At 61.7% G+C, this 26211-nt stretch carries 26 protein-coding genes and 1 tRNA gene; 15 read left to right on the top strand and 12 right to left on the bottom strand.

The window, feature by feature from the left end:
• Positions 1 to 4: 4 nt before the first annotated feature.
• From AC1DD5_RS08595 to AC1DD5_RS08575, 5 genes are read right to left on the bottom strand one after another with little or no spacing between them, the layout of a single operon-like run.
• Positions 5 to 1330, bottom strand: coding sequence for an MFS transporter (locus tag AC1DD5_RS08595; protein ID WP_442006881.1), 1326 nt, complete (start codon positions 1328 to 1330; stop codon positions 5 to 7).
• A 43-nt stretch (positions 1331 to 1373) separates the two neighbouring features.
• Positions 1374 to 1829 (bottom strand): MaoC family dehydratase, encoded by a 456-nt coding sequence (locus tag AC1DD5_RS08590; protein ID WP_477518039.1) that lies wholly within the window; start codon positions 1827 to 1829, stop codon positions 1374 to 1376.
• Positions 1830 to 1854: 25 nt separating this feature from the next.
• Complete coding sequence (locus tag AC1DD5_RS08585) at positions 1855 to 3084, bottom strand: acyl-CoA dehydrogenase family protein (protein ID WP_477518038.1); 1230 nt, start codon at positions 3082 to 3084, stop codon at positions 1855 to 1857.
• 1 nt (position 3085) lies between these two features.
• On the bottom strand, positions 3086 to 3976 hold the full coding sequence (locus tag AC1DD5_RS08580; RefSeq protein ID WP_477518037.1) for an amidohydrolase family protein: 891 nt from the start codon (positions 3974 to 3976) through the stop codon (positions 3086 to 3088).
• A gap of 13 nt (positions 3977 to 3989) precedes the next feature.
• Positions 3990 to 4931, bottom strand: a complete 942-nt coding sequence (locus tag AC1DD5_RS08575) for an SDR family NAD(P)-dependent oxidoreductase (RefSeq protein ID WP_477518036.1) — start codon at positions 4929 to 4931, stop codon at positions 3990 to 3992.
• Between the two features lie 139 nt (positions 4932 to 5070).
• Between AC1DD5_RS08575 and AC1DD5_RS08570 the strand changes: the two genes are divergently transcribed.
• The 4 genes from AC1DD5_RS08570 (at position 5071) to AC1DD5_RS08555 (ending at position 7742) form a co-directional block, all read left to right on the top strand.
• Positions 5071 to 5529, top strand: coding sequence for a MarR family winged helix-turn-helix transcriptional regulator (locus tag AC1DD5_RS08570; protein ID WP_442006876.1), 459 nt, complete (start codon positions 5071 to 5073; stop codon positions 5527 to 5529).
• Positions 5530 to 5744: 215 nt separating this feature from the next.
• Positions 5745 to 5987 (top strand): hypothetical protein, encoded by a 243-nt coding sequence (locus tag AC1DD5_RS08565; RefSeq protein ID WP_442019277.1) that lies wholly within the window; start codon positions 5745 to 5747, stop codon positions 5985 to 5987.
• Between the two features lie 108 nt (positions 5988 to 6095).
• Positions 6096 to 6968, top strand: a complete 873-nt coding sequence (locus tag AC1DD5_RS08560) for a glycosyltransferase family 2 protein (protein WP_477518035.1) — start codon at positions 6096 to 6098, stop codon at positions 6966 to 6968.
• A gap of 42 nt (positions 6969 to 7010) precedes the next feature.
• On the top strand, positions 7011 to 7742 hold the full coding sequence (locus tag AC1DD5_RS08555) for a DUF72 domain-containing protein (RefSeq protein WP_477518034.1): 732 nt from the start codon (positions 7011 to 7013) through the stop codon (positions 7740 to 7742).
• A gap of 28 nt (positions 7743 to 7770) precedes the next feature.
• Here the strand turns inward: AC1DD5_RS08555 and AC1DD5_RS08550 are convergent, their stop codons facing one another.
• On the bottom strand, positions 7771 to 8232 hold the full coding sequence (locus tag AC1DD5_RS08550; RefSeq protein WP_442006872.1) for a GatB/YqeY domain-containing protein: 462 nt from the start codon (positions 8230 to 8232) through the stop codon (positions 7771 to 7773).
• A 202-nt stretch (positions 8233 to 8434) separates the two neighbouring features.
• Here AC1DD5_RS08550 and AC1DD5_RS08545 point away from each other — a divergent pair, with 202 nt between their 5' ends.
• Positions 8435 to 8713, top strand: coding sequence for a DUF3040 domain-containing protein (locus AC1DD5_RS08545; RefSeq protein WP_442006871.1), 279 nt, complete (start codon positions 8435 to 8437; stop codon positions 8711 to 8713).
• A gap of 2 nt (positions 8714 to 8715) precedes the next feature.
• Here the strand turns inward: AC1DD5_RS08545 and AC1DD5_RS08540 are convergent, their stop codons facing one another.
• Complete coding sequence (locus AC1DD5_RS08540; protein WP_477518033.1) at positions 8716 to 10029, bottom strand: NAD(P)/FAD-dependent oxidoreductase; 1314 nt, start codon at positions 10027 to 10029, stop codon at positions 8716 to 8718.
• A gap of 182 nt (positions 10030 to 10211) precedes the next feature.
• On the opposite strand from AC1DD5_RS08540, the gene AC1DD5_RS08535 reads away from it, so the two are divergent.
• Together AC1DD5_RS08535 and AC1DD5_RS08530 are read left to right on the top strand one after the other, a co-directional pair.
• Positions 10212 to 10997, top strand: a complete 786-nt coding sequence (locus AC1DD5_RS08535) for a histidine phosphatase family protein (protein WP_477518032.1) — start codon at positions 10212 to 10214, stop codon at positions 10995 to 10997.
• Positions 10975 to 11898, top strand: a complete 924-nt coding sequence (locus AC1DD5_RS08530) for an NAD(P)H-hydrate dehydratase (protein WP_477518139.1) — start codon at positions 10975 to 10977, stop codon at positions 11896 to 11898. Before AC1DD5_RS08535 ends, AC1DD5_RS08530 begins: the two co-directional genes overlap by 23 nt.
• A 20-nt stretch (positions 11899 to 11918) precedes the next feature.
• Here AC1DD5_RS08530 and AC1DD5_RS08525 read toward each other — a convergent pair whose 3' ends face one another.
• Positions 11919 to 13601, bottom strand: coding sequence for a RecQ family ATP-dependent DNA helicase (locus AC1DD5_RS08525; RefSeq protein ID WP_477518031.1), 1683 nt, complete (start codon positions 13599 to 13601; stop codon positions 11919 to 11921).
• A gap of 235 nt (positions 13602 to 13836) precedes the next feature.
• Here AC1DD5_RS08525 and AC1DD5_RS08520 point away from each other — a divergent pair, with 235 nt between their 5' ends.
• From AC1DD5_RS08520 to AC1DD5_RS08510, 3 genes are all read left to right on the top strand, one after another.
• The gene (locus AC1DD5_RS08520; RefSeq protein ID WP_442006866.1) at positions 13837 to 15042 is read left to right on the top strand and encodes a cation:proton antiporter; all 1206 of its coding nucleotides are present in this window, start codon (positions 13837 to 13839) and stop codon (positions 15040 to 15042) included.
• Positions 15043 to 15259: 217 nt separating this feature from the next.
• Positions 15260 to 15859 (top strand): type IV toxin-antitoxin system AbiEi family antitoxin domain-containing protein, encoded by a 600-nt coding sequence (locus AC1DD5_RS08515; RefSeq protein WP_477518030.1) that lies wholly within the window; start codon positions 15260 to 15262, stop codon positions 15857 to 15859.
• Complete coding sequence (locus tag AC1DD5_RS08510; RefSeq protein WP_477518029.1) at positions 15859 to 16731, top strand: nucleotidyl transferase AbiEii/AbiGii toxin family protein; 873 nt, start codon at positions 15859 to 15861, stop codon at positions 16729 to 16731. Before AC1DD5_RS08515 ends, AC1DD5_RS08510 begins: the two co-directional genes overlap by 1 nt.
• Before the next feature lie 95 nt (positions 16732 to 16826).
• On the opposite strand, the gene AC1DD5_RS08505 is transcribed toward AC1DD5_RS08510, so the two are convergent.
• A tRNA-Thr gene (locus tag AC1DD5_RS08505) sits at positions 16827 to 16900 on the bottom strand.
• A 135-nt stretch (positions 16901 to 17035) separates the two neighbouring features.
• Positions 17036 to 17914 carry a DsbA family protein gene (locus AC1DD5_RS08500; RefSeq protein ID WP_442006721.1) on the bottom strand — a complete coding sequence of 293 codons (879 nt, stop codon included), beginning with the start codon at positions 17912 to 17914 and terminating at the stop codon, positions 17036 to 17038.
• A 208-nt stretch (positions 17915 to 18122) separates the two neighbouring features.
• Between AC1DD5_RS08500 and AC1DD5_RS08495 the strand changes: the two genes are divergently transcribed.
• From AC1DD5_RS08495 to AC1DD5_RS08475, 5 genes are all read left to right on the top strand, one after another.
• Positions 18123 to 19595, top strand: a complete 1473-nt coding sequence (locus AC1DD5_RS08495; RefSeq protein WP_477518138.1) for an alpha,alpha-trehalose-phosphate synthase (UDP-forming) — start codon at positions 18123 to 18125, stop codon at positions 19593 to 19595.
• Positions 19585 to 20382 (top strand): trehalose-phosphatase, encoded by a 798-nt coding sequence (gene otsB, locus AC1DD5_RS08490; protein WP_442006720.1) that lies wholly within the window; start codon positions 19585 to 19587, stop codon positions 20380 to 20382. Before AC1DD5_RS08495 ends, otsB begins: the two co-directional genes overlap by 11 nt.
• A 206-nt stretch (positions 20383 to 20588) precedes the next feature.
• Positions 20589 to 21671 (top strand): ABC transporter ATP-binding protein, encoded by a 1083-nt coding sequence (locus AC1DD5_RS08485; protein WP_431118474.1) that lies wholly within the window; start codon positions 20589 to 20591, stop codon positions 21669 to 21671.
• Between the two features lie 88 nt (positions 21672 to 21759).
• Positions 21760 to 23376 carry a beta-N-acetylhexosaminidase gene (locus AC1DD5_RS08480; protein WP_477518028.1) on the top strand — a complete coding sequence of 539 codons (1617 nt, stop codon included), beginning with the start codon at positions 21760 to 21762 and terminating at the stop codon, positions 23374 to 23376.
• On the top strand, positions 23373 to 24788 hold the full coding sequence (locus AC1DD5_RS08475) for a DUF4032 domain-containing protein (protein ID WP_442006718.1): 1416 nt from the start codon (positions 23373 to 23375) through the stop codon (positions 24786 to 24788). The genes AC1DD5_RS08480 and AC1DD5_RS08475 overlap by 4 nt, the downstream gene beginning before the upstream one ends.
• 1 nt (position 24789) lies before the next feature.
• Here AC1DD5_RS08475 and AC1DD5_RS08470 read toward each other — a convergent pair whose 3' ends face one another.
• A complete protein-coding gene (locus AC1DD5_RS08470; RefSeq protein WP_442006717.1) occupies positions 24790 to 25491 on the bottom strand; it encodes a GntR family transcriptional regulator in 702 nt (233 codons plus the stop codon).
• Positions 25492 to 25680: 189 nt separating this feature from the next.
• Positions 25681 to 26193, bottom strand: coding sequence for a pyridoxamine 5'-phosphate oxidase family protein (locus tag AC1DD5_RS08465; protein WP_442019266.1), 513 nt, complete (start codon positions 26191 to 26193; stop codon positions 25681 to 25683).
• Between the last annotated feature and the right edge of the window lie 18 nt (positions 26194 to 26211).

The following is a 26211-nucleotide window of genomic DNA, read 5'->3' as shown; positions in this document are numbered from 1 at the left end:
GCTCCTAACTGACCGAGGTGAGGTCGTTGTTCTTAGATTCCCGCGTTAGCAGGATGAACACAATCGAGACGAGCGACATGACGGAGAGGAAGACCACCACGGGGAGAATGCTCTGTGCAGAATCCTTGTAAAGGCCAGCCACGATGCCCGGGGTGAAACCCGCACCGATCAAGGTCGCCAACTGGTAGCCGACGGCGGCACCCGTGTATCTGTTGGTGGTTCCGAACTGCTCGGAGACGAATGCTGCAAGTGGCCCGTACAGGGACGAGTGCAGAATGAGTGCCACCGTAAAAGCCAGGAAGATCAAGGCGATGTTGCCGGAGCTGAGCATGCCGAACATCGGGAACAGGTAGAGGATAAAGAGTGTCAACCCTGTGACCATGATTGGCCTGCGCCCGAAGCGGTCCGACATTCTGCCGCCCAGGAGCACAAACACGATGGAGATGGCGGAGGCTCCTGCGAAGGCATAAAGAACGCCTTGCTGCGGTGCGCCCTTGGAGACTGCATATGTGATCGAGAAGGTAGGCAGCACAACTTGGAGGCCGAAGCCGGCGGCACCTGCGAACATGATCATGATGAGGGCCTTCGGGCGACGCAGCACTTCCAGCAACGGGATCTTGCGTTTGGTGCTTTGGGCCCCCTCCTTGGCCACGGCTTCAGCAAAGATGGGGCTCTCGGAGACCCGCAGCCGCACGAACATGCCAACGATCAGCAGCACGAAGGACAACAGGAATGGCACGCGCCACCCCCATGCCAGGAACGCATCCTGCGGAAGCGCCGAGAAGATACCCATGACCATAGTGCCCAGTACCGCCCCTGTTGGCGCGCCCGCGTTGACGAACGATGCTGCGAAGCCGCGCCGCTTGGGGTCGGAGTGTTCCAACGCCATCAGCGCAGCCCCACCCCATTCACCGCCGACGGCGATACCTTGGCACACGCGCAGGACCACCAGGATCACAGCTCCCCACGGACCTATGATGCTCGCGCCAGGGATCAGGCCGATCAGGGTAGAGGCGATGCCCATCATCGCCATGGAGACGATGAGCATTCCCTTCCGGCCGATCCGGTCTCCGAAGTGTCCGAAGATGATGCCACCCAGGGGCCGCGCAACATAGCCGGCGGCGAAAGTAGCGTAGGCGGCTACGACGCCAACCCACTCATCAGTGCCCGCGAAGAAGACTTTGGGGAAAGCGACCGCAGCGGCAGTTGCGTACAGCAGGAAGTCGTAGAACTCGATGGTGCTGCCCAGATAGCTGGACAAAATGACCGTACGCGCTTCTTTGCGCTTCGCGGCCGTGCTCGGAGTGGCGAGTGCAGTGTGTCCTGACATGGCTGTTCCTTGGGAGAGGAGGGGTGGGTCTATTGAAAGGGGTTTACTTGTAGAAGCGGGCCAGGAATTCGGCTACGACGGCGGGGCGTTCCTGGCCTTCGATCTCGATGGTGGCGTTGACTTTGATCTGGGCGCCGCCCTTGACTTCGGTGACCTCGCCGATGCTGCCGTTCATGCGGACCTTCGAGCCGACCTTCACCGGTGAAGTGAAGCGGACCTTGTCCAGGCCGTAGTTCACTTTGGTGGTGACGCCGTCGACGTCGAAAAGCTCACTCCAGAACGGGATGATCAGGGACAAAGTGAGGAATCCATGGGCGATCGGGGCGCCGAAGGGGCCATCCTTGGCGCGCTCAGGATCGACGTGGATCCACTGCTGATCGTCGGTGGCGTCGGCGAACAGGCTGATCTGCTGCTGGGTGATCTCGCGGTAATCGGTAGTGCCGAGATCCTTTCCCGACATAGTAAGCAGGGTCTCGAAATCGACGACGAGATTGGGCATTGTTGCCTCCTTGGTGAGGTGTGTGTTAGTGCGTAAAGGCGCTGACGCCGGTAAGGGCGCGGCCGACGATGAGGGCGTTGATATCGTGGGTGCCCTCGTAGGAATAGACGGCTTCCGCATCGGCGTGGAAACGCGCGACGTCGGCGGCGAGCGTGATGCCGTTACCGCCCACCACTTCGCGGGCCAACGCGACGGTTTCGCGCATCATCAGGCTGGTCTGCATCTTTGCCAAGGCCGAGTCCTGGTCCCTGTACATACCGAGGGCTTGCTGTTCGGTCAACCGGATTACGAGCGAGATGGACGCCGTGATATTGCCCAGCATCCTGGCAAGCTTTTCCTGGATCAGCTGGAACGAGCCTAGGGAACGGCCGAACTGTTGACGTTCGTTGACGTAGGCCAACGCTGCTTCGAACGCTCCGGCTTGGATGCCGGTGGCGATCCATGCAACATCCGAACGCATAGCCCGGAGCATGGCGGCGACGTCCTTAAACGAGTTCACGTTCTGCAGGCGCGTGGCCTCAGGAACCCGCACGCGTTCGAGGGTAATGTGTGCGTTCTGCATCATTCTCAGCGCCGTCTTGCCATGGATCTTCTCCACGGTGACGCCTGGCGCGGCCCGGTCCACGAGGAACGACTTGATCTGTCCATCCCTGACATCGCGCGCGAACACGCACAGCACGTCAGCTGTGGAGGCTCCCCCGATCCAACGTTTGGCCCCGTCCAGAACCCAATAGCCGCCGTCGTCAGCTCCGCCATCGGGGCCAGCGCCGCCGTCGGCGACTGCTTCGAAACGGGCTGTAGTGGAGAGTCCGCCGGCGATGTCCGAGCCGTGGTCCGGTTCGGTCAGGGAGAACACGCCTTTGAGCGAGAATTCGATGACCTTGGGTAGCCATTCGCGCTGCTGCTCCTCAGAGGCACCCACTTGGATCGCGGTTCGGAAGAGCCCAGCCTGGGCCGTGTACCACGTGGCCAACGAAGCGTCCGAACGTGCGAGCTCGAAGATCCGGAAGCCGTGGTAGATCCCACGCGCAGGCGACGCAAAAGGTTCCATGAGGTTCAGATCGATCAGGGGCTGCGCCAACTGCTCCGGGAACTCGCCCCGTTCCCAATACTCAGCCAGCAGGGGCTTGGCCTCGATGTCCAGGAAGTCCCGCAACCGGGATAGCACCTGACGCTCGTCAGCAGACAACAGTGACTCGGCGTCATACCAGTCCGCTGCGGAGTAGAGCCGCTGTTCCACAGCACTCGCCCTCATCTCAGCCACCCAGCCCGAGCAGCCGGACGGCGTTGCCCTTGAGGATCTTCGGCCGGACTTCGTCCTTCAGTGGCAGGTCGGCGAACGCTCCGAGCCATTTTTGCGGGGTGATCAGCGGGAAGTCCGTTCCGAACAGCACCTTGTCCTGCAGCACAGAATTGGACAGCCGGACCAGCGACTCCGGGAAGTATTTGGGCGACCACCCGGAAAGGTCGATGAACACGTTGGACTTGTGCGTCGCAATCGAGTTCGCCTCCTCCTGCCACGGCACCGAGGGGTGGGCCATGATGATCGGCAGGCCAGGGAAGTCCGCGGCCACAGAGTCGAGCAGCAGCGGATTCGAGAATGCCAACTTGATGCCATACCCGCCGGGGAGCCCCGCGCCCATGCCGTTCTGCCCGGTATGGAAAATACAGGGCAGCCCAAGTTCCTGGAGCGTTTCCCAGAGAGGGTAGAACTGTTCACTGGACGGATCGAAGCCCTGCAACGAGGGGTGGAACTTGAAACCGCGGGCGCCAAGCTCAATGGCCTGATGCTTCGCACCGGTGATCGCATCCTCCCCCGTACGGGGGTCCACGCTGCCGAACGGAATCAGCACATCATTGTTCCGGGCAGCACCGGCAATCAGTTCCGGGATGCTGTTGGGCTCATGCTTGAGCTGGGTCCGTGCGTCGACCGTAAAGACGACGGCGGCCATGTTCAGTTCGCGGTACACCTCCGCGATCCGGTCCAGGGACGGTGTTCGATCCTCCGCTTTGAAGTACTTCGCCGACGCCTCAGTCAGCGCGTCCGGCAGGGATCCGTGCCCGCAACTGTCCACCTCCACATGGACGTGCATGTCGATCGCATCCACCGTGGATGCGTCGATGCCAAGTTCGTAACGGTCGGCCATGATCAGCGGGGCCCTAAGCAGTTACAACCGCAGGCTCGGGCCGGAGTTCTTCAGGCAGCGGCAGGAATTCCTCACCGTAGCTCTGCAGGACGTCCGCTCGAAAGAGGGACCCGGCGTTTTCGCGGAGGGCTTCATAGCTCCAACCGCCGTCGCGGTATTTGGTGCTGGCCGCCGTCGGGTGCGTCCAGACCTGCAGCCGGTCACCGCCGGCGCCGATCGCCTGCCCGGTAATCCCGGAAGCTTCGTCCGAGGCGAGGAAGGCAATAAGCCCAGCGACGTCGTCGGCGGTGCCGAATCCGAGGTCGTGACGGAAGAAGGACGGCATGGCCTCGCCGCGTTCCTCGGCCTCCACGGCCTTCTGGAAGTAGGGAACCGTCTTGGTCATCGCAGTCGCCGCCACAGGGATCACGCTGTTCACTGTGACTCCCGCCTTTTTCATTTCAAGGGCCCACGTCCGGACCATCCCCACGATCCCGGCCTTGGCCGCGGCGTAGTTGGTCTGGCCGAAGTTCCCACGCTGGCCCGTGGGTGAACCTATGGTGACGATGCGGCCCGAAACGTTGTTTTCCTTGAAGTACGCGAACGCCTCACGCACGCACGTGAACGTGCCCTTCAAGTGGACGTTGATGACCAGGTCGAAGTCCTCGTCGGTCATCTTCAACAGGCTCTTGTCCCGCAGGATGCCAGCGTTGGTGACCAGGATGTCCAGCCGTCCAAAGGCCTCAACAGCTCCAGCGACCAGCGCCTTCGCAGCATCCGTGGTGCCCACCGGAACCACGACGGCGGTGGCCCGGCCGCCGTCGGCCTCAATCAGCGCCACTGCTTCTGCGGCGGTCTCAGCGTTCACGTCATTGACCACGACGGCGGCACCCTGGCGGGCGAGTTCCCGTGCGTAAGCGAGTCCAAGACCCTGTCCGCTCCCCGTGACGATTGCAACCTTGCCGTTCAAGCTCATGGCGTGCTCCTTCGCATGCAGTGACCGGCAGGAGCCGGTGGGGCCGATCCCACTACCCCGTGAGATCCTTGTCATGATCAATGAGATTACGGATCATTGAAAAAGTCAACGATTGTTTTTATTTATTATTGGAGTTGTCATGGGCCCGCAAAGCACCAACGTCGAAACACCGCGCCTCGCGGCCGCGAAAATTGGGAACGACGTCGGCCTGCTGCTCGCCAAGCTCCACGCCACAGGGTCAGTCCTGAATAACCGTGCGCTCAGCGACTTTGGACTGCGGGAAAGGTCCTTTTCAGTACTGACGCTCGCCTGCAGCGGACTCGAACCGACCCAGCGCGAACTCGCCGATTTCCTCAGCCTCGACCCCAGTCAGGTTGTGAGCCTCGTGGACGATCTGGAGCACCGGGGCCTGGTTGAGCGCGCGCAGGGAAAACAAGACAGGCGCGCCAAGATCATCGTCTCCACAGCCGAGGGCCGTCGCATTCACACGAAGGCCCGCGCCGCCCTGGAAGTATGCGAGCAAACCCAGCTCGCCCCGTTAAGCGAAGAGGAAAACGCTCAACTCAGGGCGCTATTGAAGAAGGCGCTGTGGGGCTAAGTTCCAGTCCGGGCTTCGTCAAAGTGAGCGAATAATGCTCATGGCATTATCGGCCTCAGTGGTTGTAATAGCGACCATTAGTCGGGCCATAGGCTGAATGACGCCAGCATGGACATGTGCACAGTCTTCCGAAGCGCAGATAGGCAACCGTCCATTTCGCGGCGCTCGGGCATGTGTCAGGATCAAGGTTCACATCCTGTCACCCGGAATGGACCATGAACCTCCCACTCTTCCACGACCCCCTCCAGGGCCGCGTCACCGTCGACGCACCCGTTCGTGATCCAAGGATTGGACGCGATGGCGTGTTCCGTCCTGAAGCCCGTACACGCATTTCTCCCCGCGCCACGCGACCCTCCCCCCACGCAGCCAAGTCGACGCGGAACACCAGACAACGCGAAGTAGCCAAGGTTGCCGAAGACCTCCAGGCTTTGATTGCCAGGGCCGCCATCCAATCGTAAATAGGTGGTAACTGGCGCCGCCGGCCAGGAATAGATCCCACCCGGATGGGTACAGATACGGGCATACCCTTCGTAATCCATGCCGATCCTGACGGCAGGAGGTGTGCTGTGAGCAGGAGATCATCCGAGCATTGGGCGTGGCCTCTGGACACCCCCGACACGGTGGCTGTGGACGTGCTCATCCCTACCTGCAACCGCCCGGCCGAAGTGGCAGTTGCACTTGCCGGGTTGGCTGCACAATCCGAACCCTCCTTTAGCGTGGTGGTCAGCGACCAATCCGCCGACACTCCGGACTGGGAACATCCTGCCGTTGCTGGAATGGTTCGTGTGCTGCAGGCGCAGGGGCGGCCGGTCAGACTGCTCCGCCATATCCCACGGCGCGGGCTGGCTGAGCATCGGCAGTTTCTGCTGGAGCAGTCCACAGCGGATCGGTGCCTGTTTCTTGACGACGACGTGTGGCTCGAACCGGGAGTGCTTGAGCGGTTGAACCACGCATTGGATGAGCTCGGCTGCGGTTTCGTGGGCATGGCACCGCAGGGGCTCTCGTATCTGGATGACAGGAGACCCGAGGAGACCGCCGCATTTGAGCGATGGGAGGGTCCTGTAACGGCGGAGCTGGTTCGACCGAACACTCCAGGCTTTGGCCGCTGGCCCCTTCATAATGCCGCCAATCTGAGCCATCTCAGCGCTGATCTTTCCCTGACTCCAGGCGAATGGGTGCCCTACAGGGTGGCTTGGCTTGGGGGATGCGTCCTTTACAACAAGCAGGCTCTGCTGGATTCGGGAGGCTTCACATTCTGGCCCAAACTTCCCGCCGACCACGCTGGCGAGGATGTGGTGGCGCAGTGGCAAGTGATGGAGAGGTACGGGGGTGCAGGAATTCTTCCCTCGGGCGCCGTCCATTTGGAGTCGCCCACCACAGTGAAGGACCGCCGCGTAGAGGCTTACGACGTAGTGCTTGGCGCCCGACCCGACGCATGACATGACCCGGCCAGCGCGTTCACGAGGACTACCATCCAGAGCATGAGTATCCGCATCGGCACCTCGGGCTGGAGCTACGACCACTGGGAAAATGTGCTCTACCCACCGGGCCTGCCCACGGCCAAACGCCTGGCGCATTACGTGGCGCGCTTTGACACGGTTGAGCTCAACGCAAGTTTTTACCGCTGGCCACGGGACACCGCGTTCAAAAGCTGGCACGATCGCCTGCCTGCTGGATTTGCGATGTCGGTCAAGGCACCTCGCGGTCTCACGCATGGGAAAAAGCTGTACAGTCCTGAAGTGTGGGTGGAACGCATTACCCGCTGCTGGCACGAGCTGGGTGACAAACGAGCCGTGCTGCTTGTCCAGCTTCCTCCTGATTTTGCCCGTGATGATGCCCGCCTCGACTACTTCCTGGCAGCCCTACCCCGCTGGATTCGCGTGGCGGTGGAGTTCCGGCACGAAAGCTGGGACCACCCTGACGTATACGGATTACTTGAACGCCACGAGGCCGCCTACTGCATCATGAGCGGTGCCCATCTGCCGTGCATCCTCCGCGCCACCGCGCCATTCGTTTACGTCCGGCTTCACGGACCAGATCGTGAGCACCTCTATGGCGGCTCGTATTCGGAGGAGGATCTTCGCTGGTGGGCGGATCGGATCCGCGAGTGGAACGGCTCAGGCAAGGACGTGTACGCCTATTTCAACAACGACGGCGGTGGTAACGCCGTGCGCAATGCCGACACTTTGCGATGGCTGCTTGGGAACGGCTGACTCGCTAAGGGTGAGCCAGCCGCCCGTCCTAGCTCAGGCGACCTCGCACAATCTCGCTGACGGTTTTGCCGTCGAAGCGTCCTGCAACCTTGGCAGTGACCGGCTTCATGACGGCGCCTATAGAACGCATTGAGAGTTCCTGCCCTTCGGCCTTCAAGGCCGCGATGGCTTCGTCGACGATGCCTTCCACTTCTTCCCGGCTTAGCGGCTTGGGGAGGTACGCCTCGATGATTTCAGCCTCAGCAACTTCCGCGGCTGCCCTGCCTGCTTCCCCGGCTTCGGTGTAGATGCGTGCGGTATCCCGACGCTTGGCAGCTTCCTTTTGAAGCAGTGACGTAACCTGCGCGTCGTCCAACTCGATGGGTGTTTTACCCGACTTCTCCCGGGTGGTGATCTCACCCAGGACGTTCCGCACAGTGGTGAGCGCTGTCTTGTTGCCCGCCTTCATGTGCCCTACGACGTCTGCTTTGAGGCGGTCTTTCAGTGACATTGTGCTCCTTGAGTGGGGTTCCTACTTGCCATCGTAGTCAGTCCTCAAAGTCGACGCTGGCCGGAATGACCGTTCGGAAAATTTTCCTTGCGGAGCATTTAGTAAGCATGCTTAGCTTGTTGTGCCGCTGGATTTCCTGGAAGGAACCGGCTGGCTCACCGATCGCACCGAGGAGCCTTAGCGCTACATGGGAGGGACAACCATGCATCTAAACGAAAGGGAGCGCAGGGTGCTGCAGCAACTCGAACGGGAACTTTTCATCCAGGACCCGGACTTGGCCCGTCAACTGGAAACAGGAATCCCCGCGCGCCGCCCTTATGAACCCCAGGCCCGCCACGTCTTTGGAGTAGCACTTGGCGTGCTGCTGATGCTGTTGGCCATACCGATTAGTCCGTCCCCCTTGGGATACTGCGGCTTCCTTCTGATGGCGTGGGGCTTAGTGGCCCATCACATTCACAAGTCCCGTTACATCCCCGGCTGAGCCTATTCCTTTTCCAGACTTGGCCGGGTTGTGGCCGGAGGTACCTCGGGACGACTTACGCCAGCGAGCTCCTTCTCGGTTGGACCGCTGACCACAACCTGCGCGGGGCTGTGCAGGAGGTACCCGTTGAGCCAGGAAAACAGGGCACGGACCTTCTGCTGTACCCCGGACAACAGGGCCAAGTGAACCAGGAGCCAGGACAAGAAAGCGAAAAGGCCCTGCAACTGGATTCGCTTGCGGCCAAGTTCCGCCACAGCAGCACCACGTCCAACCATGGCCATATAGCCTTTGTCGACGTAGTGGAAGGGAGTACGGCTACCCCCAGTAAGGTCGGCGAGGATGTTGCTGGCTGCCCATTTTCCGGCCTGTTGGGCCACGGAGCCGAGCTGGGGCAACTTTGCGCCCGTGGAATCGGTGATGTTCGCTGCATCCCCAATCACGTACACGCCATCCACGTCCGGGGCAGTCAGGTCTGGGCGAACATCGACACGTCCACCTTTCCCCTGCGTCAGCCCGGAATTGGCGATGAGGTCCCCGGCTTTCAACCCGCCTGCCCATGCAACGATCTGCGCGGGGACGAAGCTTCCATCTGCCAAAGCCACACCACCGCTTCGCACCTCGGTAACGCCCACCCCCATGTGCAACTGGACGCCCACCTTCTGAAGACGTTCGGTGGCGTAGCGCTGGGACTTCGTGGAAAACATGTTCAACACACTCGGAACCATGTCCACCAGGTGCACGCGGCAGCGCGCAGCGAGCTCAGGAGAGAAGTATTTGCGGACCATATATTTCACGTTTTCCGCCATGGCCCCGGCAGTTTCCACGCCAGTCGGACCTCCTCCGACCACTACGACATCCACAAGACTCTCAGTGCTTCGGTCGGCCTGATCAAGTAGCCGTGTAATGGCCGTACCCAGCCTGGTGGCGTCCGTAACGGAGTACAGCGGGAAAGCATGTTGCTCGGCGCCGGGCGTGTTGAAGAAATTGGGAACGGCACCTACCGCAATAACCAGGATCTCCGCCCGCAAAGTCACGCCATCGGCTGTGGTGACTGACCGTTGCGCAGCATCAATAGAGGCAATGCTCGCAGTCAGGACTTTGACGGTCTTGTAGCGGCGGAAAACGGAGCGCAGTGGGCGCGTAATGGCTGAAACCCCAATCTGGGATGTAGCCAATTGATAAAGGAGCGGTTGGAACTGATGGTAGTTATTCGAGTCAATCAGCAGGACGCGTACGCCCTTCCGGCCTAGTTTTTTGGCTGCCGCAACACCTGCAAATCCGGCACCCACAACGATGACTTGGTATGTGTCCTCCATGCCAGCAACTTACTTCACCGTGGGTCCGGACAACAGTGCTAAACGCTCTTCGCCTGACTACAACATTTCGACGCCGGGTGGCCGCCAGCGCGGGAGCGGAGGGTCGCCGTCGTGCGTTTATTCTCTGGTCCCGTGGGTACGCAGTGGGTAGTGTTCTGCATTCAGCAAGGCGCGCGAAGGAGTTGGTTTTCTTGAACGACGACGGCCTGACAGAGGCGGTACAGGAGGCCGGAGCTGTTGAATTGCTGCTGGTCCGGCATGGAGAAAGCGAAGGCAACGTGGCCGCGACGGAAGCTCGCCTGGCACGGGCTGAGGTCATTGACGTCCCCGCCCGGGACCCGGACGTCAACCTCTCGGGTACAGGCCAGGATCAGGCCAAGGCACTGGGAACGGCGCTGGCCAGGATTCCGGAGGAGATCCGCCCGGACACGGTAGTCTCCTCCCCCTATGCGCGCGCCCTTCAGACAGCGGAAATTGCCGTCCAAACAGCTGGCTGGCCCCTGAAAGTCCATACGGATGAACGCCTGCGGGACCGGGAATTGGGCATTTTGGACAGACTTACCCGCATAGGTGTGGAAACGCGTTATCCCGACGAGGCAGAACGTCGCCTTTGGCTGGGCAAGCTGTACTATCGGCCCCCGGGAGGTGAATCCTGGGCTGACGTCGCGCTTCGTCTGCGGTCCGTCCTGGACGAGCTGAACAGTCTGGGACGGGGACACCGCGTGATGCTCGTTTGCCATGATGCGGTGATCCTGCTGGTCCGATACGTCCTGGAGGGGATGTCCGAACGGGAGATCCTGGACCTCGCGGCCAGTGCAACTGTGCTCAACGCCTCGATTACCCGGTACGTGCGCCCGTCTGGTGCTGGACCGTGGACGCTCGAGAGCTTCAATGTGGCCGACCATCTCACCGAACAGGGCGTCACGGTTACGGAGCATGCCGGAGATGCCAGTGTCCACCCACAGTGATTCCAACGGCACCAACGGCCCCACGCAAGTGACGCCATCCCTTCTGCGTGATTGGCCTCTGCCAGCTCCTGGCGAAGATAAATACTCCCGCGGCGCTGTGCTGATCATCGGCGGGGCGCGAACCACTCCAGGCGCCACCATCCTGGCCGGCATCGCCGCCCTGCGCGCCGGGGCGGGAAAGATTACCTTGGCTGTGGCCGAGTCCGTGGCCGTGCAGGTGGGAGTAGCTTTCCCGGAGTGTGGAGCGGTGGGCTTGCCGGAGACCGCCGATGGTTCCGTTACCGGTGAGGGTTTGGACCTGATCTCAAGGTATTTGGAAAGGGCAGATGCCGTGTTGGTCGGGCCCGGCCTGGATGATTCAGATCTGGCCGGGGAATTGCTCACCAGGTTGTTGGAGCGGGAGGAGCTTGGAGGCGAAGGGCCGGCCATTGTCCTCGACGCCTACGCCCTCGGCGGGCTGGTGAAGATAAAGGAGAGGCTGGAACCTTGGCGGGGCCGACTGATTCTCACCCCTAATCCGACAGAGGCCGGGATCCTGCTGGGACGGGACGTAAACCACCTGGAAAATGACGTTGCCGCCGTCGCCGAACAGTATGGCGCGGTGGTGAGCTGCCAGGGCGTAATTGCACGTCCGTCAGGGGAAGCGCCTGGGGAGCCGGAACTTTGGAAGATCACCACCGGGTACGGCGGCTTGGGTACCTCAGGCAGTGGAGATGTACTGGCCGGCGCCATCACCGGTCTCCGGGCGCGTGGAACCAGCGACGCACAGGCTGCCTGCTGGGGAACCCACCTCCACGCCACTGCGGCCGACCGCTTGGCCAGCAAGCTTGGCCCGCTCGGATTCCTTGCACGCGAACTCGCCGACGAATTGCCCGCCCTGATGCTGGAGCTCAACACCTGAAACGTTGAGCCTCACAGGATCTAAGCAGGCTTCAGAAGTTCATGTTCCACAACTGCCCTGCGGGAGAGCGTCTTGTAGCCCTCTTGCTCGAACAACACGGTGATGACGTCGTCCTCATGCCTCATCACCAGTCCCGGACCCCATTCCTTGTGAACCACAGCGGATTGCAGCGGGAATGGATCGCTTTCGCCAGCATGCTGTTCGTCTCCGCGCTCTTCCTCTGTACTGCTGAAATCATTGCCGGCGTTGGAAGCAGCGGCGCACGCATCACAATTGCCGCACGGCTCCGAAAGTTCCTCACCGAAATAACCCAGCAGGAACTGCCGGCGGCAACTGTCCGTCTCCGCGTACGCACGCATCATGGTGAGCCGGGACTGGTCGACGCGCTGTCGGGCCTCGGCCAGTTCGACGGCGCGGGCTACGAGCGCCGAAAGTTTGGCTTTGGATGCCAGCCGAATGCCGCGCTTGCCTGTGGTGACAGCGCCGGCTTCCTCCAACTGGTTGACGAGCCCGGTGAGGCGTCGGACAGGGAATCCGGTCAACTCCGCGAGCGCGCCCTTGGGGGCGGGAGGGCCTGCGGCTTTCAGGATCTTCAGTACTGCCAGGAGCGAATCCGGGTCCGGTGAATGCGTACCGAAGAACTTCCGCAGGCCAAGATCCTCTTCGCGGTAATGCAGTGTGGCTGTGGCCGGTTTCCCGTCGCGTCCGGAACGGCCGATTTCCTGGTAATAGGCATCCAGTGATTCCGGAATGTCAGCATGGACGACGAACCGCACATTGGGTTTGTTGATACCCATGCCGAAAGCGGTTGTGGCAACCACGACGTCCAGCTGATCGTCCAGGAACTGCTCATGGATGCGCTCCCGGTCGGCGTCCGACCGGCCCGCGTGGTATGCCTCGGCGCGGAGTCCTTCCTTTGCCAGTTTGGCGGCGTACTTTTCGGTGTCCTTGCGGGTGGCGGCGTACAGGAGCCCCCGCTCGCCTCCCTTGGCCAGAGTGACAACTTGCTCCAGGACTGCTTTTCGCTTGCCTTTGTCTTCTTGGTGGCGGACCACGTCAAGGCTGATGTTGGGCCGGTCAAAGCCACGGACCAGGACCAGCGGATCTTTCATCCCCAGCCGTTCAAGAATCTCATCGCGCACGGGCGGTGAGGCTGTAGCGGTAAGGGCTGCCGCCGGAGGGTTTCCCAATCGTTCGCGGACATTTCCCAGGTCGAGGTAGTCGGGGCGGAAATCATGACCCCAGGAAGAGACGCAGTGGGCCTCGTCCACCACGAACATCGTGATGTCCAGTTTGGCGATGCGGCCCACAGTCTCCTGTTTGGCCAACTGCTCCGGGGCAAGAAACAGGAAAGTCGCTTTGCCCGACTCCGCTGCCTCCCAGGCGTCCTCCACCTCCGAGTCACTACGGGAGGAGTTGATGGCTACAGCAACGCCGTCACCCAACTGCCCGTTCAGCCCATCCAGCTGGTCCTCCTGCAAAGCAATCAAAGGAGAAACCACGACGGCGGGGCGTCCCGTTTGGTTATAGAGGTACATGGCTGCTACTTGGTAGGTGGCAGATTTACCGTACCCAGTGGGCATGACGGCCAGGACGTCGCGGCCGGATGCGAGGGCATTCATGGCCGCGAGTTGACCGTCTCGCAGCCTAGGCAGGGAAAAGGAAGACGCCGCAAGGGCGCCCAGGTCTGGGTCATCGGACATTGGAAAACGACTCCGCACAGTGGGTGTTGCGGCCGCTTGCTTCAGCCGAGGTAACCAGACTAACGCGGGCCGGGACCCGCCGTCGTGCGCTTCTTCCTGCATGTGGATAACTCTGGCCAGCTACAGAAAGACCCGTGTCATGGCGTCATCGAAGGTGTGGCGGTAGCTTTGGATTACTTTTCCTTCGAAGCGGCCGAGTCCTTCAAAAGCGGCCGAGGTACCGGAGGTACCGCTGATGCAGGGCTTGTCTACATCCTTGGTTCTGATCGCTCTCCTGGCTGTGACGGCACCCCTTGCGGTGCGCTTCCTTGACCGGGCGGTCAAGGTGCCGCTGGTGGTGTTCGAGATCGTCCTCGGAATCCTGCTGGGTCCCAGCGTGTTGGGGTGGATCGAATCTACCCAGTTCACGGATACGCTGGCTGATTTCGGGCTGGCGATGCTCTTCTTTGTGGCCGGCAATGAGATTGACTTCGCCGATATCCGGGGCCGTCCCGCCATCCGTGCCTCCGCTGGCTGGGTGATCTCGTTGGCCGCGGGCGTTGGCGCAGGCTTTCTCCTGGCCCCCACACCGGAGGCAGCGGTCATCATCGGGGTGGCGCTGTGCTCCACGGCGTTGGGAGCATTGCTGCCCATTCTTCGCGATTCCGGTGAATCAAAATCCCCGATGGGGATCGCCGTCACGGCATTGGGCGCAGCTGGCGAGTTTGGTCCCCTGATAGCAATCTCGCTGTTCTTCAGCGGCAGGGAGCTGGGACCGGCTACGGCAGTGCTGCTCGGATTTGTGCTCCTTGCCGGCATTGCGATTTTCCTGGCCTCCAGGGCACAGCACACGCTGTTCCACTCGCAGGTCACCAGGACCCTCCACACGAGCGGCCAGTTCGCTGTCCGCTCCATCATGTTCATCCTCACCGTGCTCGTCGTGCTGAGCATGGTCCTGGGACTGGATATGTTGCTGGGGGCATTCGCGGCGGGCGTCCTCTGGAAGGTGGCCATTGCGCGCGCACCCGAACGGGACCGGAAGGTGATCGAGACCAAACTCGACGCCGTCGCGTTCGGATTCCTGGTGCCCATCTTCTTCATCGATACGGGCATAGATTTCGATCTCGGCGCACTCACGTCCAGCGCCATGGCATTGGCGCTGCTCCCTCTGTTCCTGCTCCTCCTGCTGATCATCCGCGGCCTGCCGTCGATGCTTGCTGCCCCGCCCAGGTCCACTTTCGCGGAGAAACGGGCGATCATGCTTTTCGGGGCAACCGGCCTGCCGATTATCGTTGCCGTCACAGCCATTGGCCGGGATCAGGGGTTCATTTCAAGCGGAATCTCATCAGCACTGGTTGGGGCCGGCATGCTCTCTGTGCTCCTGTTCCCGCTGCTGGCGCTTCGCCAGGGTCAGCGTGAACGTCAACGCAGGACCCCTGTGCCGCAGGGGGAAGTGCCATAGCCCAGGACTCTGACGACGCGCAAATACTTCGGAGCCACGGCAAAGGCCTGGGGACGCTCGGATTTGGGTGTCCCCAGCCCTTTACTGCGGCTCCCGCAAGTGAAGTTGAGAAGGCGTCCTTCATCGCGCGTTGAGCCGCGAGCGCCCTCATCATTGCCGCATAGAATTGGCGGTCATTTTCCACGACAGTTAGCTTTATCTGTCGTAGAATATGAACATGAAGCGTCAAAGTTACCTGCTGGACCGCCTTCCGCGCGGCCTTTTCAGCATCTCGGACGCGGCAGAGCACGGAGTCTCTCACACGAGCCTGTACCGAATGCGTGATGCCGGCCTGATTGAGAGGATCGGCTCCGGGCTGTACATCGCCGGAACGGGCATGCAGGCGGACATCGATCTGTTGGAAGCCTCCCGAAAAGCTCCCTTGGCCACGATCTGCCTCACCAGCGCTCTCGCCCGACACGAGCTCATCGATGAGATCCCTTCCAGCATCGACCTGGCCTTGCCTCGCGGAAGGACCCCTCCGCAGCTTTCGGCTCCGGTCACCTGGCATGTCTTCGACAAAGCGACGTTCGACGTCGGACGGTCGACGATCCCGATCGAAGGGGCCGACGGGGTGTTGATCGGCATCTACTCCCCCGAGCGCTCGATCGTCGACGCCTTTCGCCTGCGTGGAAGCGCCGGATATGAAACGGGAATCGAAGCCCTACGTAACTGGCTCAAGCGCCCAGGATCCCAGCCGGCCCGGCTCATGGAGATCGCTTTGTTGGTCCCGCGGTCCAAGGGGCCGCTGAGCCAGGCATTGGAGGTCCTCCTGTGATGACAGGAGGAACCGTCTACCTGCAGCTTCAGAGGCTTGCGCGGGACCGGAAGCGCCCCGTTGACGAGATCTTCACGCTTTACGGTCTTGAGCGCTTCCTGGCGCGCTTGGCAGACACCCCTTTCGCGAAGGACTTCTGTCTCAAAGGTGGCGTCCTGCTGTCCGCCCACGCGCTGCGCCGGCCGACCCGTGACGTTGACATGCAGGCACTCGATTTCCGGCTCGACGTCGATCACGTCACCGAAGTGGTGAAAGGGGTATGCGACATCGTCGTCGATGACGGCCTGGTCTTCGACCATTCGTCCATGCAGATCGAACAGATCCGCGACGAAGACGAGTACAGCGGCCTGCGGGTCTCACTGCCCGCGGTCCTGGGCCGGGCGAGAATTGCCATCAAGCTCGACATCAGTACCGGTGACCCGATCTGGCCGGAGCCGGAGCAGATCGAACTGCCGTCGCTGCTCGGCGGAACGGTAAGGATGAAAGGTCATCCCTTGGTGACGGTGATCGCTGAGAAGACCGTAACTATGCTCCAGCGCGGCACCACCAGCACCAGGTGGCGGGACCTGCTGGACGTGGCAGTCCTGTCCGACCGATTCGAGTTCGACGCCGCAGACGTCAGAGAAGCAGCGATGCAGGTTGCCGGGCACCGGACCGTCGAACTGGGGCCGCTCCGGATCCTTATGGACGGCTATGGTGCGACAGGGCAAGCGAAATGGGCTGCATGGCGCAGGAAGCTAAAAGTCGAAGACCTCTGCGAGCAGAACCTCGACGCGCAGGTTGAACGTGTGCTCACGTTCATTGAGCCAGTGTTCGACGGCTCAGCCGAAAACCACCACCGATGGAGCCCCGACGCGCGCATCTGGTCATAGGCCACACTGGCAGCCGGCGCCGAAAGCATCACTAACGAGAAGGCGGGAGAATCGGGCCACACGGTACTAAAACCGCAGTTCAAAGCCACAATCGGAGCCCCCTGTCGGATTCGAACCGACGACCCCCGCTTTACAAGAGCGGTGCTCTGGCCAACTGAGCTAAGGAGGCATGCGCCGAAAACGACGCTAGATAAGGTTAGCCCAGAGACTCCCCCTCGCGGAAATCACGACGGCGGCCGCCCACCCGGGTTGAACGCAAGGCACAAACCCGAGGTGACCAACCGCCGTCGTAAATTCCTGAAACCTAGCCCTTGGCGTCAACCGCGGTCTGGATCTCAGCATTCAGGTCGGTGGATCCGTCCCACTGCTTGCCGTCGATGAACACGGTGGGGGTGCCCGTGATGCCGATGGCCGCGGCTTCCTGCGTGGCGACCTTTACATAGGGGCGGTACTGCTTGCTGTCGATGCAGGAGTCGATGTTCGCCGCGCCAACTTCCTTGGCCATGGACTTGAGATCGTTGTCCGAGATACCGGCACTGCCTTCGGCCGGCTGGCGTTCGTAGAGGAGGTTGAAGAAGTCGGCGTACTTCTCAGGTGAAGAGTTCACTACGCATGCAGCAGCATTTGCTGCACGCGAGGAGTAGTTGGTGGTGGACTGCTGGTCCAGGAAGCCGAGGGGGCGGTACTCGAGGGAAATCTTGCCGTCGTTGCGCAGCTTGGTGAGCGACTCCCCGTAGGTTGTCTCGAACCGCTTGCAGACGGGGCAGATGAAGTCGACGTAAGCGATCACCTTGACGGGCTTGCCGGCCTCGGGCTCACCACCAGGAACAGTCACGGTTGCGGGCTTGGTTGCCGGAGCCGAAGGCACATCCGCCACATTCACGGACGAGGCATCGGACTTTACGACGTCGGTGTTGGCCAGCAATGTTACGCCGCCGTGCACGTTGCCATTCGCGGGAGTAGGTCCCTGATCGGCGATCGGGGCGCTTTGCTGAATGCTGGTGGTCACCACCAGCGCGATGACGGCCAGGATCGCCACGACCGCAACGACGATGCCCCAACCGATCAGGAGCTTGTTGCGCTTTTCCTTTTTCAGCTGCGCTTCGCGGATTTCGCGCGCTTTCTCCCGTGCCTGGGCGGTGCGTTCAGCCTTGGAGAGGCGGGGTTCGTTTGCGGGGCTCATCAGTTCCTCGGATTACTCGACGTCGGTAGTGCATAGCTTGGGGCAACGGGGTCAGTTTACGGGAGCCAACTAGGAGCTCTGCCGCTGACATGCCTGCCCGGTCGTTGAACGATCAACTGCGGTCTATGATTCCGCCGGTAGGCTGGGAGGTGAGTCACAGCAACCCCAGGGAGCAGTAATGCAGGATTTGGCAAGCGAAAAACTCAAGATGGAAGACGGCGTTAGGGCCTCTCCCACCAGGAAGCCAACGGCGAGCAAGTTCGACTTCATGGTGGTGTCCAACCGCCTGCCTGTCGACCGGTACAACAGCGATGGTGACGGCGATGGTGGCGGTGGGTGGCGACGCTCGCCAGGCGGCCTGGTTACTGCGCTTGCACCGATGATGACAAAGTCCGACGGCGCGTGGGTGGGTTGGCACGGCGCTCCGGATGAAACTGTCCGTCCTTTCAGCCACGAAGCGATGGATCTTGTCCCGGTCCAGTTAAGCAGCCACGAGGTCGAGCTGTATTACGAGGGCTTCTCCAATGCGACCATCTGGCCGCTGTACCACGATGTCATCGCCCCGCCGGAATTCCACCGTACGTGGTGGGATGCATACCGCCAGGTGAATAAGAAGTTCGCCGATGCCGTGGTCCGCCATGCCGCGGACGGCGCAACGGTGTGGGTCCAGGACTACCAGCTCCAGTTGGTTCCCCGCATGCTCCGCGAGGCACGGCCGGACCTGAAGATCGGCTTCTTCAACCACATTCCCTTCCCGCCTCCGGAGATCTTCGCGCAGCTGCCGTGGCGCCGCGAGATCATTGATGGCCTTCTGGGTGCGGACCTGTTGGGCTTCCAGCGTCCCAGCGACGCTGGCAACTTCATGCGCTCTGCCCGCCGCTTCCTGGGCGCCAGCGTCAAGCAGCAGCAAGTGCATGTAAAGGGCCCTGACGGCGAGGTCACCCACATTGCCCGGGCGCAGGCCTTCCCTATTTCCATCGATGTTGACCAGATCCGGGAGTTGGCCGGGAGGCCGGACATCATCGAGAGGGCCAAGCAGATCCGCAAGGACCTTGGCAATCCGAAGACCATCCTTCTTGGCGTGGACCGCCTGGACTACACCAAGGGCATCGGCCACCGCCTGAAGGCCTTCGAGGAACTCCTGCGCGAGGGCAGCATCAAGGTGGAGGACGCCACCCTCATACAGGTAGCGAGCCCCAGCCGTGAACGCGTGGAGCAGTACCGGCTTCTGCGTGAAGAAATCGAGGGCACGGTCGGCCATATCAATGGCACTTACGACACCATCCAGAACACTGCCGTCCGCTACCTGCACCACAGCTACCCGGTTGAGGAGATGGTGGCGCTCTACCTCGCCGCGGACGTCATGTTGGTCACGGCGCTGCGCGACGGAATGAACCTGGTGGCCAAGGAATATGTGACGGCGCGTTCCGAGGACGACGGCGCACTGGTCCTGAGCGAATTCGCAGGCGCTGCCGACCAATTGAAGCAGGCGCTCCTGATCAACCCGCATGACATCGATGGCCTCAAGTCCGCCATTCTCCGGGCGGTCAACCTATCCCCCAAGGAAGCCCGCCGCCGCATGAAGCTGATGCGAAAGCAGATCCTGGACCACGACGTCGATCATTGGTCAGCGGAGTTCCTGGCCGCCCTCGAGGAGAAGGTAGTGCGTGATGACAGCTGAGAACCTGTCTCTGTCCCCGGAACTGTTGGACGCCATCCGGCGCATTTCCGGCACCGAACATCTCCTGGTGGCCTTGGACTTCGACGGCACGCTCTCCCCGATCGTGGACCGCGCAGAGGATGCACGGCCCCTGCCCAGGGCTGCCGCGGCTTTGGAAGCCCTCGCCGAACTGCCGCGCACGACGACGGCACTCATCTCAGGCCGCGCCTTGGACAGTTTGCGGCTGGTCGCCTCACCTCCTGTGGACACGCTGCTGATCGGCAGCCACGGAGCTGAAGTTTGGCTGGGCGAAGGTTCCCTCGGCCTGGAACTGGATGAGGATCAGCGCAGCAAGTTGGCGGCCGTACGCGAAGTCCTGGCCGAAATCGTGAACATTGCTCCTGGAACGCTGCTCGAAGACAAGCCCGCCGGCGTCGTCCTTCACACAAGGATGGCCGATGACGACGTCGCGGAAGACGCCGTCGAAGCCGCGACGCGGGTGCTGCGCGAGCATCCTGGCGTGTACGTGAAGACCGGCAAACGCGTGCTGGAGGTATCCGTGGTCAAGGCCTCCAAGGGCGAGGCAGTGGAGTTCCTCCGTCAGGCGACCGGTGCCACGGCCATGTTGTTCGCTGGGGACGACGTGACCGATGAGGATGCCTTCGGCAGGCTCATGGGCGACGACGTCGGCATCAAAGTGGGACTGGATTTCACCCAGGCGCAGTACCGTGTGGAAGCTCCAGTGCAGGTTGCGGAATTGCTGGAAGCGCTGCTGCGAGAGCGCCGCCGTGTCACCGCCGAAGCATGAAGCGGGATCAACGTCACATGTGACGTTCGTAACATTTGGGCAGTAAATCCAAAAGTCTGACATACTCTTGGACGTGATGTGACGCACAGTACCGTGCGACGTCACACGATCCTCCCCGGCCATTGGCCGGGGAGTTCAACTGAAGAAAATGAACCATTCACAACGGATCGTCCGGCACGTACCTGCCGGTGAAGGGATTGATAACTGTGGCTACAGTTACTTTTGATAACGCTACGCGTCTGTACCCGGGCACAGATAAGCCCGCCGTCGATAAACTCAACATCGACATCGCCGATGGCGAATTCCTGGTCCTCGTTGGACCCTCCGGTTGCGGTAAGTCCACCTCCCTGCGCATGCTCGCAGGACTTGAGGATGTGAACGCCGGCCGCATTCTGATCGGTGACCGCGACGTCACGGATGTCCCCCCGAAGGACCGCGACATCGCAATGGTCTTCCAGAACTACGCTCTTTACCCGCACATGACTGTTGCGGACAACATGGGCTTCGCACTGAAGATTGCCGGCGTCTCCAAGGAAGAGCGCGCCGAGCGTGTTCGCGAAGCCGCCAAGCTTCTTGACCTTGAGGCATACCTGGACCGCAAGCCGAAGGCACTCTCCGGTGGTCAGCGCCAGCGTGTTGCCATGGGCCGTGCAATCGTCCGTAACCCCCAGGTCTTCCTCATGGACGAGCCGCTGTCCAACCTTGACGCCAAGCTCCGTGTCCAGACCCGTACGCAGATCGCATCCCTGACCCGCCGCCTCGGCGTCACCACGGTTTACGTGACGCACGACCAGGTTGAGGCCATGACCATGGGTGACCGCGTTGCAGTCCTCAAGGACGGCCTGCTCCAGCAGGTTGACACCCCGCGCAACCTCTACGACCGCCCGCAGAACGTCTTCGTTGCAGGCTTCATCGGCTCCCCCGCCATGAACCTGCTGGAACTTCCGGTCGTCGACGGCGGCGTTCAGTTCGGTGGCACGGTTTACCCGGTCAAGCGCGACGTCCTCGAAGAAGCACACGGACAGACGGTTACCGTTGGTTCACGTCCGGAAGACCTCGAGACGGTCGGCAACGGCGAAGGCCTGCAGGTTGAGGTTGACGTCGTCGAAGAACTCGGCGCCGATGCCTACGTCTACGGCCACACCATCCTGGATGGCAAGAGCCACGACATCGTCGCCCGCGTTGACGGTCGCCGCCCCCCGATGAAGGGCGAGTCCATTTTCGTTCGTCCGCAGTCCGGCCACGTGCACCTGTTCGACACCAAGACCGGACTCCGCCTGGGCGACTAATCCACCGGCAAAAATCCGCAGTGTGACAGCGGCCCGACCCTTCCCGGTCGGGCCGCTCTCGCGTTAACCTTTCCGCAGAAAGAACTGCATGAACACCACGGATAACCTGATCCCCCGCCCCGCGCACATCGCACCCTCGGACGGTCAGGCTTTCACGCTTGCACCCACTGCCCGGATCGCGGCGAGCCCAGCTGCCGTCCCGGTCGCAGAGCAACTGGCGATGCTGCTTCGCCGCGGCACAGGTTTCGCTCTCCCCATCGTCGAGACGGCCAATGCGGGCGACATCTCCATGGACTTCATGGAAACGCTCGACGGCGGTCCGGAAGCGTACCAGCTATCGGTCACCGTCGACCGTGCACGCCTCACGGCAACAACCCCTGCCGGCCTCTTCAACGCAGTCCAAACGCTCCGTCAGCTGTTCCCGCCCGCCATTGAACACTCCATCACCGGCGCGGACGATTCGAACAACAGCGACAACAGGACCGTCGGCACCTGGGTGATTCCCGCCGTCGAGATTAAGGACGCACCCAGGTTCGCGTATCGCGGCCTCATGCTCGACGTCGCCCGGAACTTCTTCACGGTCCAAGAGGTGAAGGAGCAGATAGATGTCATGACCCAGTTCAAGCTCAACGCATTGCATCTGCACCTGACGGATGACCAGGCCTGGCGTATCGAAATCCGGACACCCAAGGCGAATCCCTCGGGCCTGGACTATGGCAAGCTCACGGAAATCGGCGGAGCAGGCGCCGTGGAGTTCCCCACTGCGGTACCAGTCCGTGGTCGGGATGGGTTCTACACCCAACAGGACTACAGGGAAATCCAGGAATACGCCGCTGCGAGGAACGTCCTGGTGGTCCCGGAAATCGATCTCCCTGGCCACGTCAATGCGGCCCTTGCAGCCATACCGCAGCTCAACCCGGATGGCCGTGCCGCAAGCATGAGCACTTCGGCAGCAGTGGGCTGGTCCACGTTGGATGTGGCCCTTCCTGTGACGTATGAGTTTGTCAGGGAAGTCCTTGAACAATTGGCAGCGATGACTATCGGCCCCTACCTGCACATCGGGGGCGACGAAGCTTTGGTAACGGATCACGAGCATTACGTCAGCATGACGCAGGAGTTCGTGCGGATTGCGGATGAAACCGGCAAGAAAGTAGTTGGCTGGAACGAGTACGCCTCCGTGGACCTCCGTGAGGGCGACGTCGTGCAGTACTGGTTCGGCGACCTCCCCCCTTTGGTTCAGAAGGCAGAGCACATGGGGTCCTTGATGATCATGTCCCCAGCGGCAAACACCTACTTGGACCAGAAGTATGAAGCAACCAGTCCCATCGGCCTTGAGTGGGTGGACGGCGGGCCGTTCACATGGGCCGAGTACTACGACTGGAATCCCGCCCAGGGCGGCCTGCAGGACAACAGGATCCTTGGTGTCGAAGGTCCGCTGTGGACAGAGACAGTCCGCAACAACCAGCAGGCCTACTGGCTCCTGTATCCCAGGGCCGTTTCCTTGGCGGAAGTGGCGTGGTCGGCCCAGGACGCGCGGGACCTTGGTGACTTCCGACGTCGGCTGGGCGCCTTGGGTGAGCGCCTCACGAGGCAGGGCGTCACGTTCCAGGCAGCACCCGACGTCGAGTGGTCCGCGATATCTGAGTTTCCCTTTCCCGCAGCAATGAACGCCAACACCGGCGAGTACGGAACAATTGAAGCATGAGCGAGCAAAACGAAGCCCAGTGGCACGACGAACCGACCGACTACGGGCAGATCGGCAAGCTCCCCAGGACTGAAGCGGCCAGCGCGCAGGATACCGCTCCGCCCGCCAGCGTCATCGGGTCCCTTAATATCACTGCTGCGGCAGCGGATCCTGAGCTGTTGGACCTACCGTGGCACATTGCGCTTGAAGACTGGCCAGCCGAGAATCTCGCGGCCCTCCCCCGCGGTATCTCCCGGCACATCGTGCGTTTCGCCCATTTGGGTGGATCCGTCATCGCCATCAAGGAAACGTCCGAGCATGTTGCCCGCCACGAGTACCACATGCTCCGGAAGCTGGCACGGCTGGATGTTCCTTGTGTTGAGCCCGTGGCCGTCATCACCGGCCGCACCACTGCCGATGGCAAACCCCTGAACCCGGTATTGGTCACCCGGCACTTGAAATTTTCCATGCCCTACCGGGCACTTTTCTCGCAGATGCTGCGCAAGGACACGTTGACGCGCCTCATCGATGCCCAGGCGTTGCTGCTTGTCCGCTTGCACCTCATTGGCTTCTACTGGGGTGACGTCTCGCTTTCCAACACGCTGTTCCGTCGCGATGCCGGTGCCTTTGCCGCCTACCTCGTGGATGCCGAAACCGGCGAGCTCTACCCGGACCTGTCCATGGGTCAGCGCGAGTACGATCTGGAGATCGCCCGCGTCAACATCGCCGGTGAGCTGATGGACCTCCTGGACGGCGGGCTCATCGAGGAAAAGGTTGATCCTGTGGCTACCAGTGAGCTCATCATGGACAGCTACCGCAGGCTCTGGGCTGAGCTGACGGAGAAGGAATCCTTCGAACTCGGCGAGCGCTGGCGCGTGGGAGCCCGCATCCGCCGTCTCAACGAGCTCGGCTTCGACGTCGAGGAATATGCCATCAAGACAACGGCGGATGGTTCAACCATCCAGCTGCAGCCAAAAGTCGTCGACGCCGGCCATCACCAAAGGCGCTTGCTGCGCCTCACTGGGTTGGACGCCCAGGAGAACCAGGCCCGCCGGCTGCTGAACGATATGGACCAGTTCAGGGCGGACAACAACCCTGACCTGGACGAGGAAATCAGCGCCCACGCCTGGGTCAGCCAGATCTTCGAGCCGATCGTGCGGTCTATTCCCCGGCACCTTGCCGGCAAGTTGGAACCGGCCGAAGTTGTGCACGAGGTCCTGGAGCACCGCTGGTACATGAGCCAGAAGCAGGATCGCTACATCCCGCTGGCAGAGACCGTGCAGTCTTACCTGGACACCGTGTTGCAGCACCGCAGGGACGAAGCTGCCATCATGTTGAACCCTGACACCGAGATGCTCAAGATCCTTGAGGTTGAGGTGGAGGAGTCAGGCCGGTACGACGAAGTGGACGAGTACCCGGACTCGGACGACTAACTCAGGGTTCCAGGGTCTCCGCGAGGCCTGCCAGGACGGGTTCCCGGCCGAGCTCAATGTGCGTGTACGCCAGTGAGTAGGCCAGGTCCGGCCGGCCTTTCAGGATGGCGTTGCACAGCTCTTTGTGTTCGTCCCGTTGGAGTTCGTTGCTGCGGTTGTGTGCCAATCCGAAAATCCAGCGCATGCGGCCGAAGAGTGGCTTCACGGACTCAATCAGCAGCCTGTTGCCGGAGAGACGCACGATCTCGGCGTGCAGCTCGGCACTGATCAGCGCTACATCGTCTGCGCGGTCCTCATCGATGGCGGCATTGGAGGCTTCCATCAGTTCCTCGAGCCGACCTGCGGAATGGCCTTCGGCAACGCGGGTGGCAGCCATCCTCGCGGCGAACGTTTCCAGGCAAAGGCGAACGTCGAAGAGCTCGTTGACGTCGGTGAGTGTGAGTTGCCGGACCACGGCGCCGCGGCGCGGGAAGGTGGCCACGAAGCCGTCCTGCTCCAGGCGTTGAATGGCTTCACGGACCGGGATCCGTGAGACGCCGTACATGTCGGACAGTTCCCGTTCGCGCAGGCGCCCACCCTGCGCGAAGGTGCCCGTGACGATCCCCTCCAACACCAGTTGGTAGACCTGTTCCGCGCGGGCCTCGTCATCGCGGCCATTCCCGGTTTCCGGCGTCGCCTCAGCCACTGTCAAACTTCCCTTCATGCCAGCGTCCGCTCCATTCGCCGGCCGGCGCCGGTCAGCGTTCCAACCGAGCATACACGGGTGGAAACAGCTCGTCGGAGGGCGGTTCAAGGCATCATTGGACCCGCGGTTGTTCGTCGCCTGACTTGTTCTTCGCCTGACTGTACGACGGCCTGAGTAACCGGCAAGAGTGGCTTTCGGCGTTGAGCGTTACTCGCCCCTGGCGGTTGGTGCATCATCCAGCGGGGTCCACCAGGTCGCGGGCGGCGTCACCTTGAAGCGGCGCCCGGATACGTCTGATGGAACAATGCGGATGAACTGGTCCTTTTGCCCCGCTTCCCAAGGAAACAGGAGGAGGCCAATGGTATCCAGCACGTCCTGCGTCAGCTTCACGGCGGAAGCTTGCCCTTTGACCACCACGCTCCAGGCCACTCCGGTTTCCGCATCCACACCGTCAGCCTCGATCGCAACAGGAGCGTCACCAAGGGCGGCATGAAGCTTGGTGCCCTCCCCCGTGCGGAAAACCATGGTCCCGTGGTCCACCTTGTAATTCACCGGAAAGATATCCGGGTGATTGTCCACCCACACGGCAAGCCGGCCCACGGAAACTCCACGGAGGAGTTCCCAGCATTCGTTGGTCTCCAGGACTTCAGTGGCGGGGGTATTGGGGGTGTTGTCGCCAGACGTTGAGTTGGTCATATCGCAGAGGATACGCCGGAGCATAGCCCGCCAACAGTGGCC

The organism is Paenarthrobacter sp. 10L420, assembly GCF_056395385.1.
The sequence above is the reverse complement of the archived record's forward strand: the minus strand, read 5'-3'. Positions and strand labels throughout refer to the sequence as shown.

Bases quoted from the DNA above. Each gene is read 5' to 3' on its own strand.
- AC1DD5_RS08525 (WP_477518031.1), bottom strand. From the start codon at position 13,601: ATGTCCGATGACCCAGACCTGGGCGCCCTTGCGGCGTCTTCCTTTTCC.
- AC1DD5_RS08590 (WP_477518039.1), bottom strand. From the start codon at position 1,829: ATGCCCAATCTCGTCGTCGATTTCGAGACCCTGCTTACTATGTCGGGA.
- AC1DD5_RS08580 (WP_477518037.1), bottom strand. From the start codon at position 3,976: ATGGCCGACCGTTACGAACTTGGCATCGACGCATCCACGGTGGATGCG.
- AC1DD5_RS08575 (WP_477518036.1), bottom strand. From the start codon at position 4,931: ATGAGCTTGAACGGCAAGGTTGCAATCGTCACGGGGAGCGGACAGGGT.
- AC1DD5_RS08475 (WP_442006718.1), top strand. From the start codon at position 23,373: ATGAGCGAGCAAAACGAAGCCCAGTGGCACGACGAACCGACCGACTAC.
- AC1DD5_RS08465 (WP_442019266.1), bottom strand. From the start codon at position 26,193: ATGCTCCGGCGTATCCTCTGCGATATGACCAACTCAACGTCTGGCGAC.
- AC1DD5_RS08530 (WP_477518139.1), top strand. From the start codon at position 10,975: ATGCCAGTGTCCACCCACAGTGATTCCAACGGCACCAACGGCCCCACG.
- AC1DD5_RS08510 (WP_477518029.1), top strand. From the start codon at position 15,859: ATGACAGGAGGAACCGTCTACCTGCAGCTTCAGAGGCTTGCGCGGGAC.
- AC1DD5_RS08545 (WP_442006871.1), top strand. From the start codon at position 8,435: ATGCATCTAAACGAAAGGGAGCGCAGGGTGCTGCAGCAACTCGAACGG.
- AC1DD5_RS08540 (WP_477518033.1), bottom strand. From the start codon at position 10,029: ATGGAGGACACATACCAAGTCATCGTTGTGGGTGCCGGATTTGCAGGT.
- AC1DD5_RS08595 (WP_442006881.1), bottom strand. From the start codon at position 1,330: ATGTCAGGACACACTGCACTCGCCACTCCGAGCACGGCCGCGAAGCGC.
- AC1DD5_RS08555 (WP_477518034.1), top strand. From the start codon at position 7,011: ATGAGTATCCGCATCGGCACCTCGGGCTGGAGCTACGACCACTGGGAA.
- AC1DD5_RS08480 (WP_477518028.1), top strand. From the start codon at position 21,760: ATGAACACCACGGATAACCTGATCCCCCGCCCCGCGCACATCGCACCC.
- AC1DD5_RS08495 (WP_477518138.1), top strand. From the start codon at position 18,123: ATGGAAGACGGCGTTAGGGCCTCTCCCACCAGGAAGCCAACGGCGAGC.
- AC1DD5_RS08500 (WP_442006721.1), bottom strand. From the start codon at position 17,914: ATGAGCCCCGCAAACGAACCCCGCCTCTCCAAGGCTGAACGCACCGCC.
- otsB (WP_442006720.1), top strand. From the start codon at position 19,585: ATGACAGCTGAGAACCTGTCTCTGTCCCCGGAACTGTTGGACGCCATC.
- AC1DD5_RS08520 (WP_442006866.1), top strand. From the start codon at position 13,837: ATGCAGGGCTTGTCTACATCCTTGGTTCTGATCGCTCTCCTGGCTGTG.
- AC1DD5_RS08515 (WP_477518030.1), top strand. From the start codon at position 15,260: ATGAAGCGTCAAAGTTACCTGCTGGACCGCCTTCCGCGCGGCCTTTTC.
- AC1DD5_RS08565 (WP_442019277.1), top strand. From the start codon at position 5,745: ATGAACCTCCCACTCTTCCACGACCCCCTCCAGGGCCGCGTCACCGTC.
- AC1DD5_RS08470 (WP_442006717.1), bottom strand. From the start codon at position 25,491: ATGAAGGGAAGTTTGACAGTGGCTGAGGCGACGCCGGAAACCGGGAAT.
- AC1DD5_RS08570 (WP_442006876.1), top strand. From the start codon at position 5,071: ATGGGCCCGCAAAGCACCAACGTCGAAACACCGCGCCTCGCGGCCGCG.
- AC1DD5_RS08550 (WP_442006872.1), bottom strand. From the start codon at position 8,232: ATGTCACTGAAAGACCGCCTCAAAGCAGACGTCGTAGGGCACATGAAG.
- AC1DD5_RS08585 (WP_477518038.1), bottom strand. From the start codon at position 3,084: ATGAGGGCGAGTGCTGTGGAACAGCGGCTCTACTCCGCAGCGGACTGG.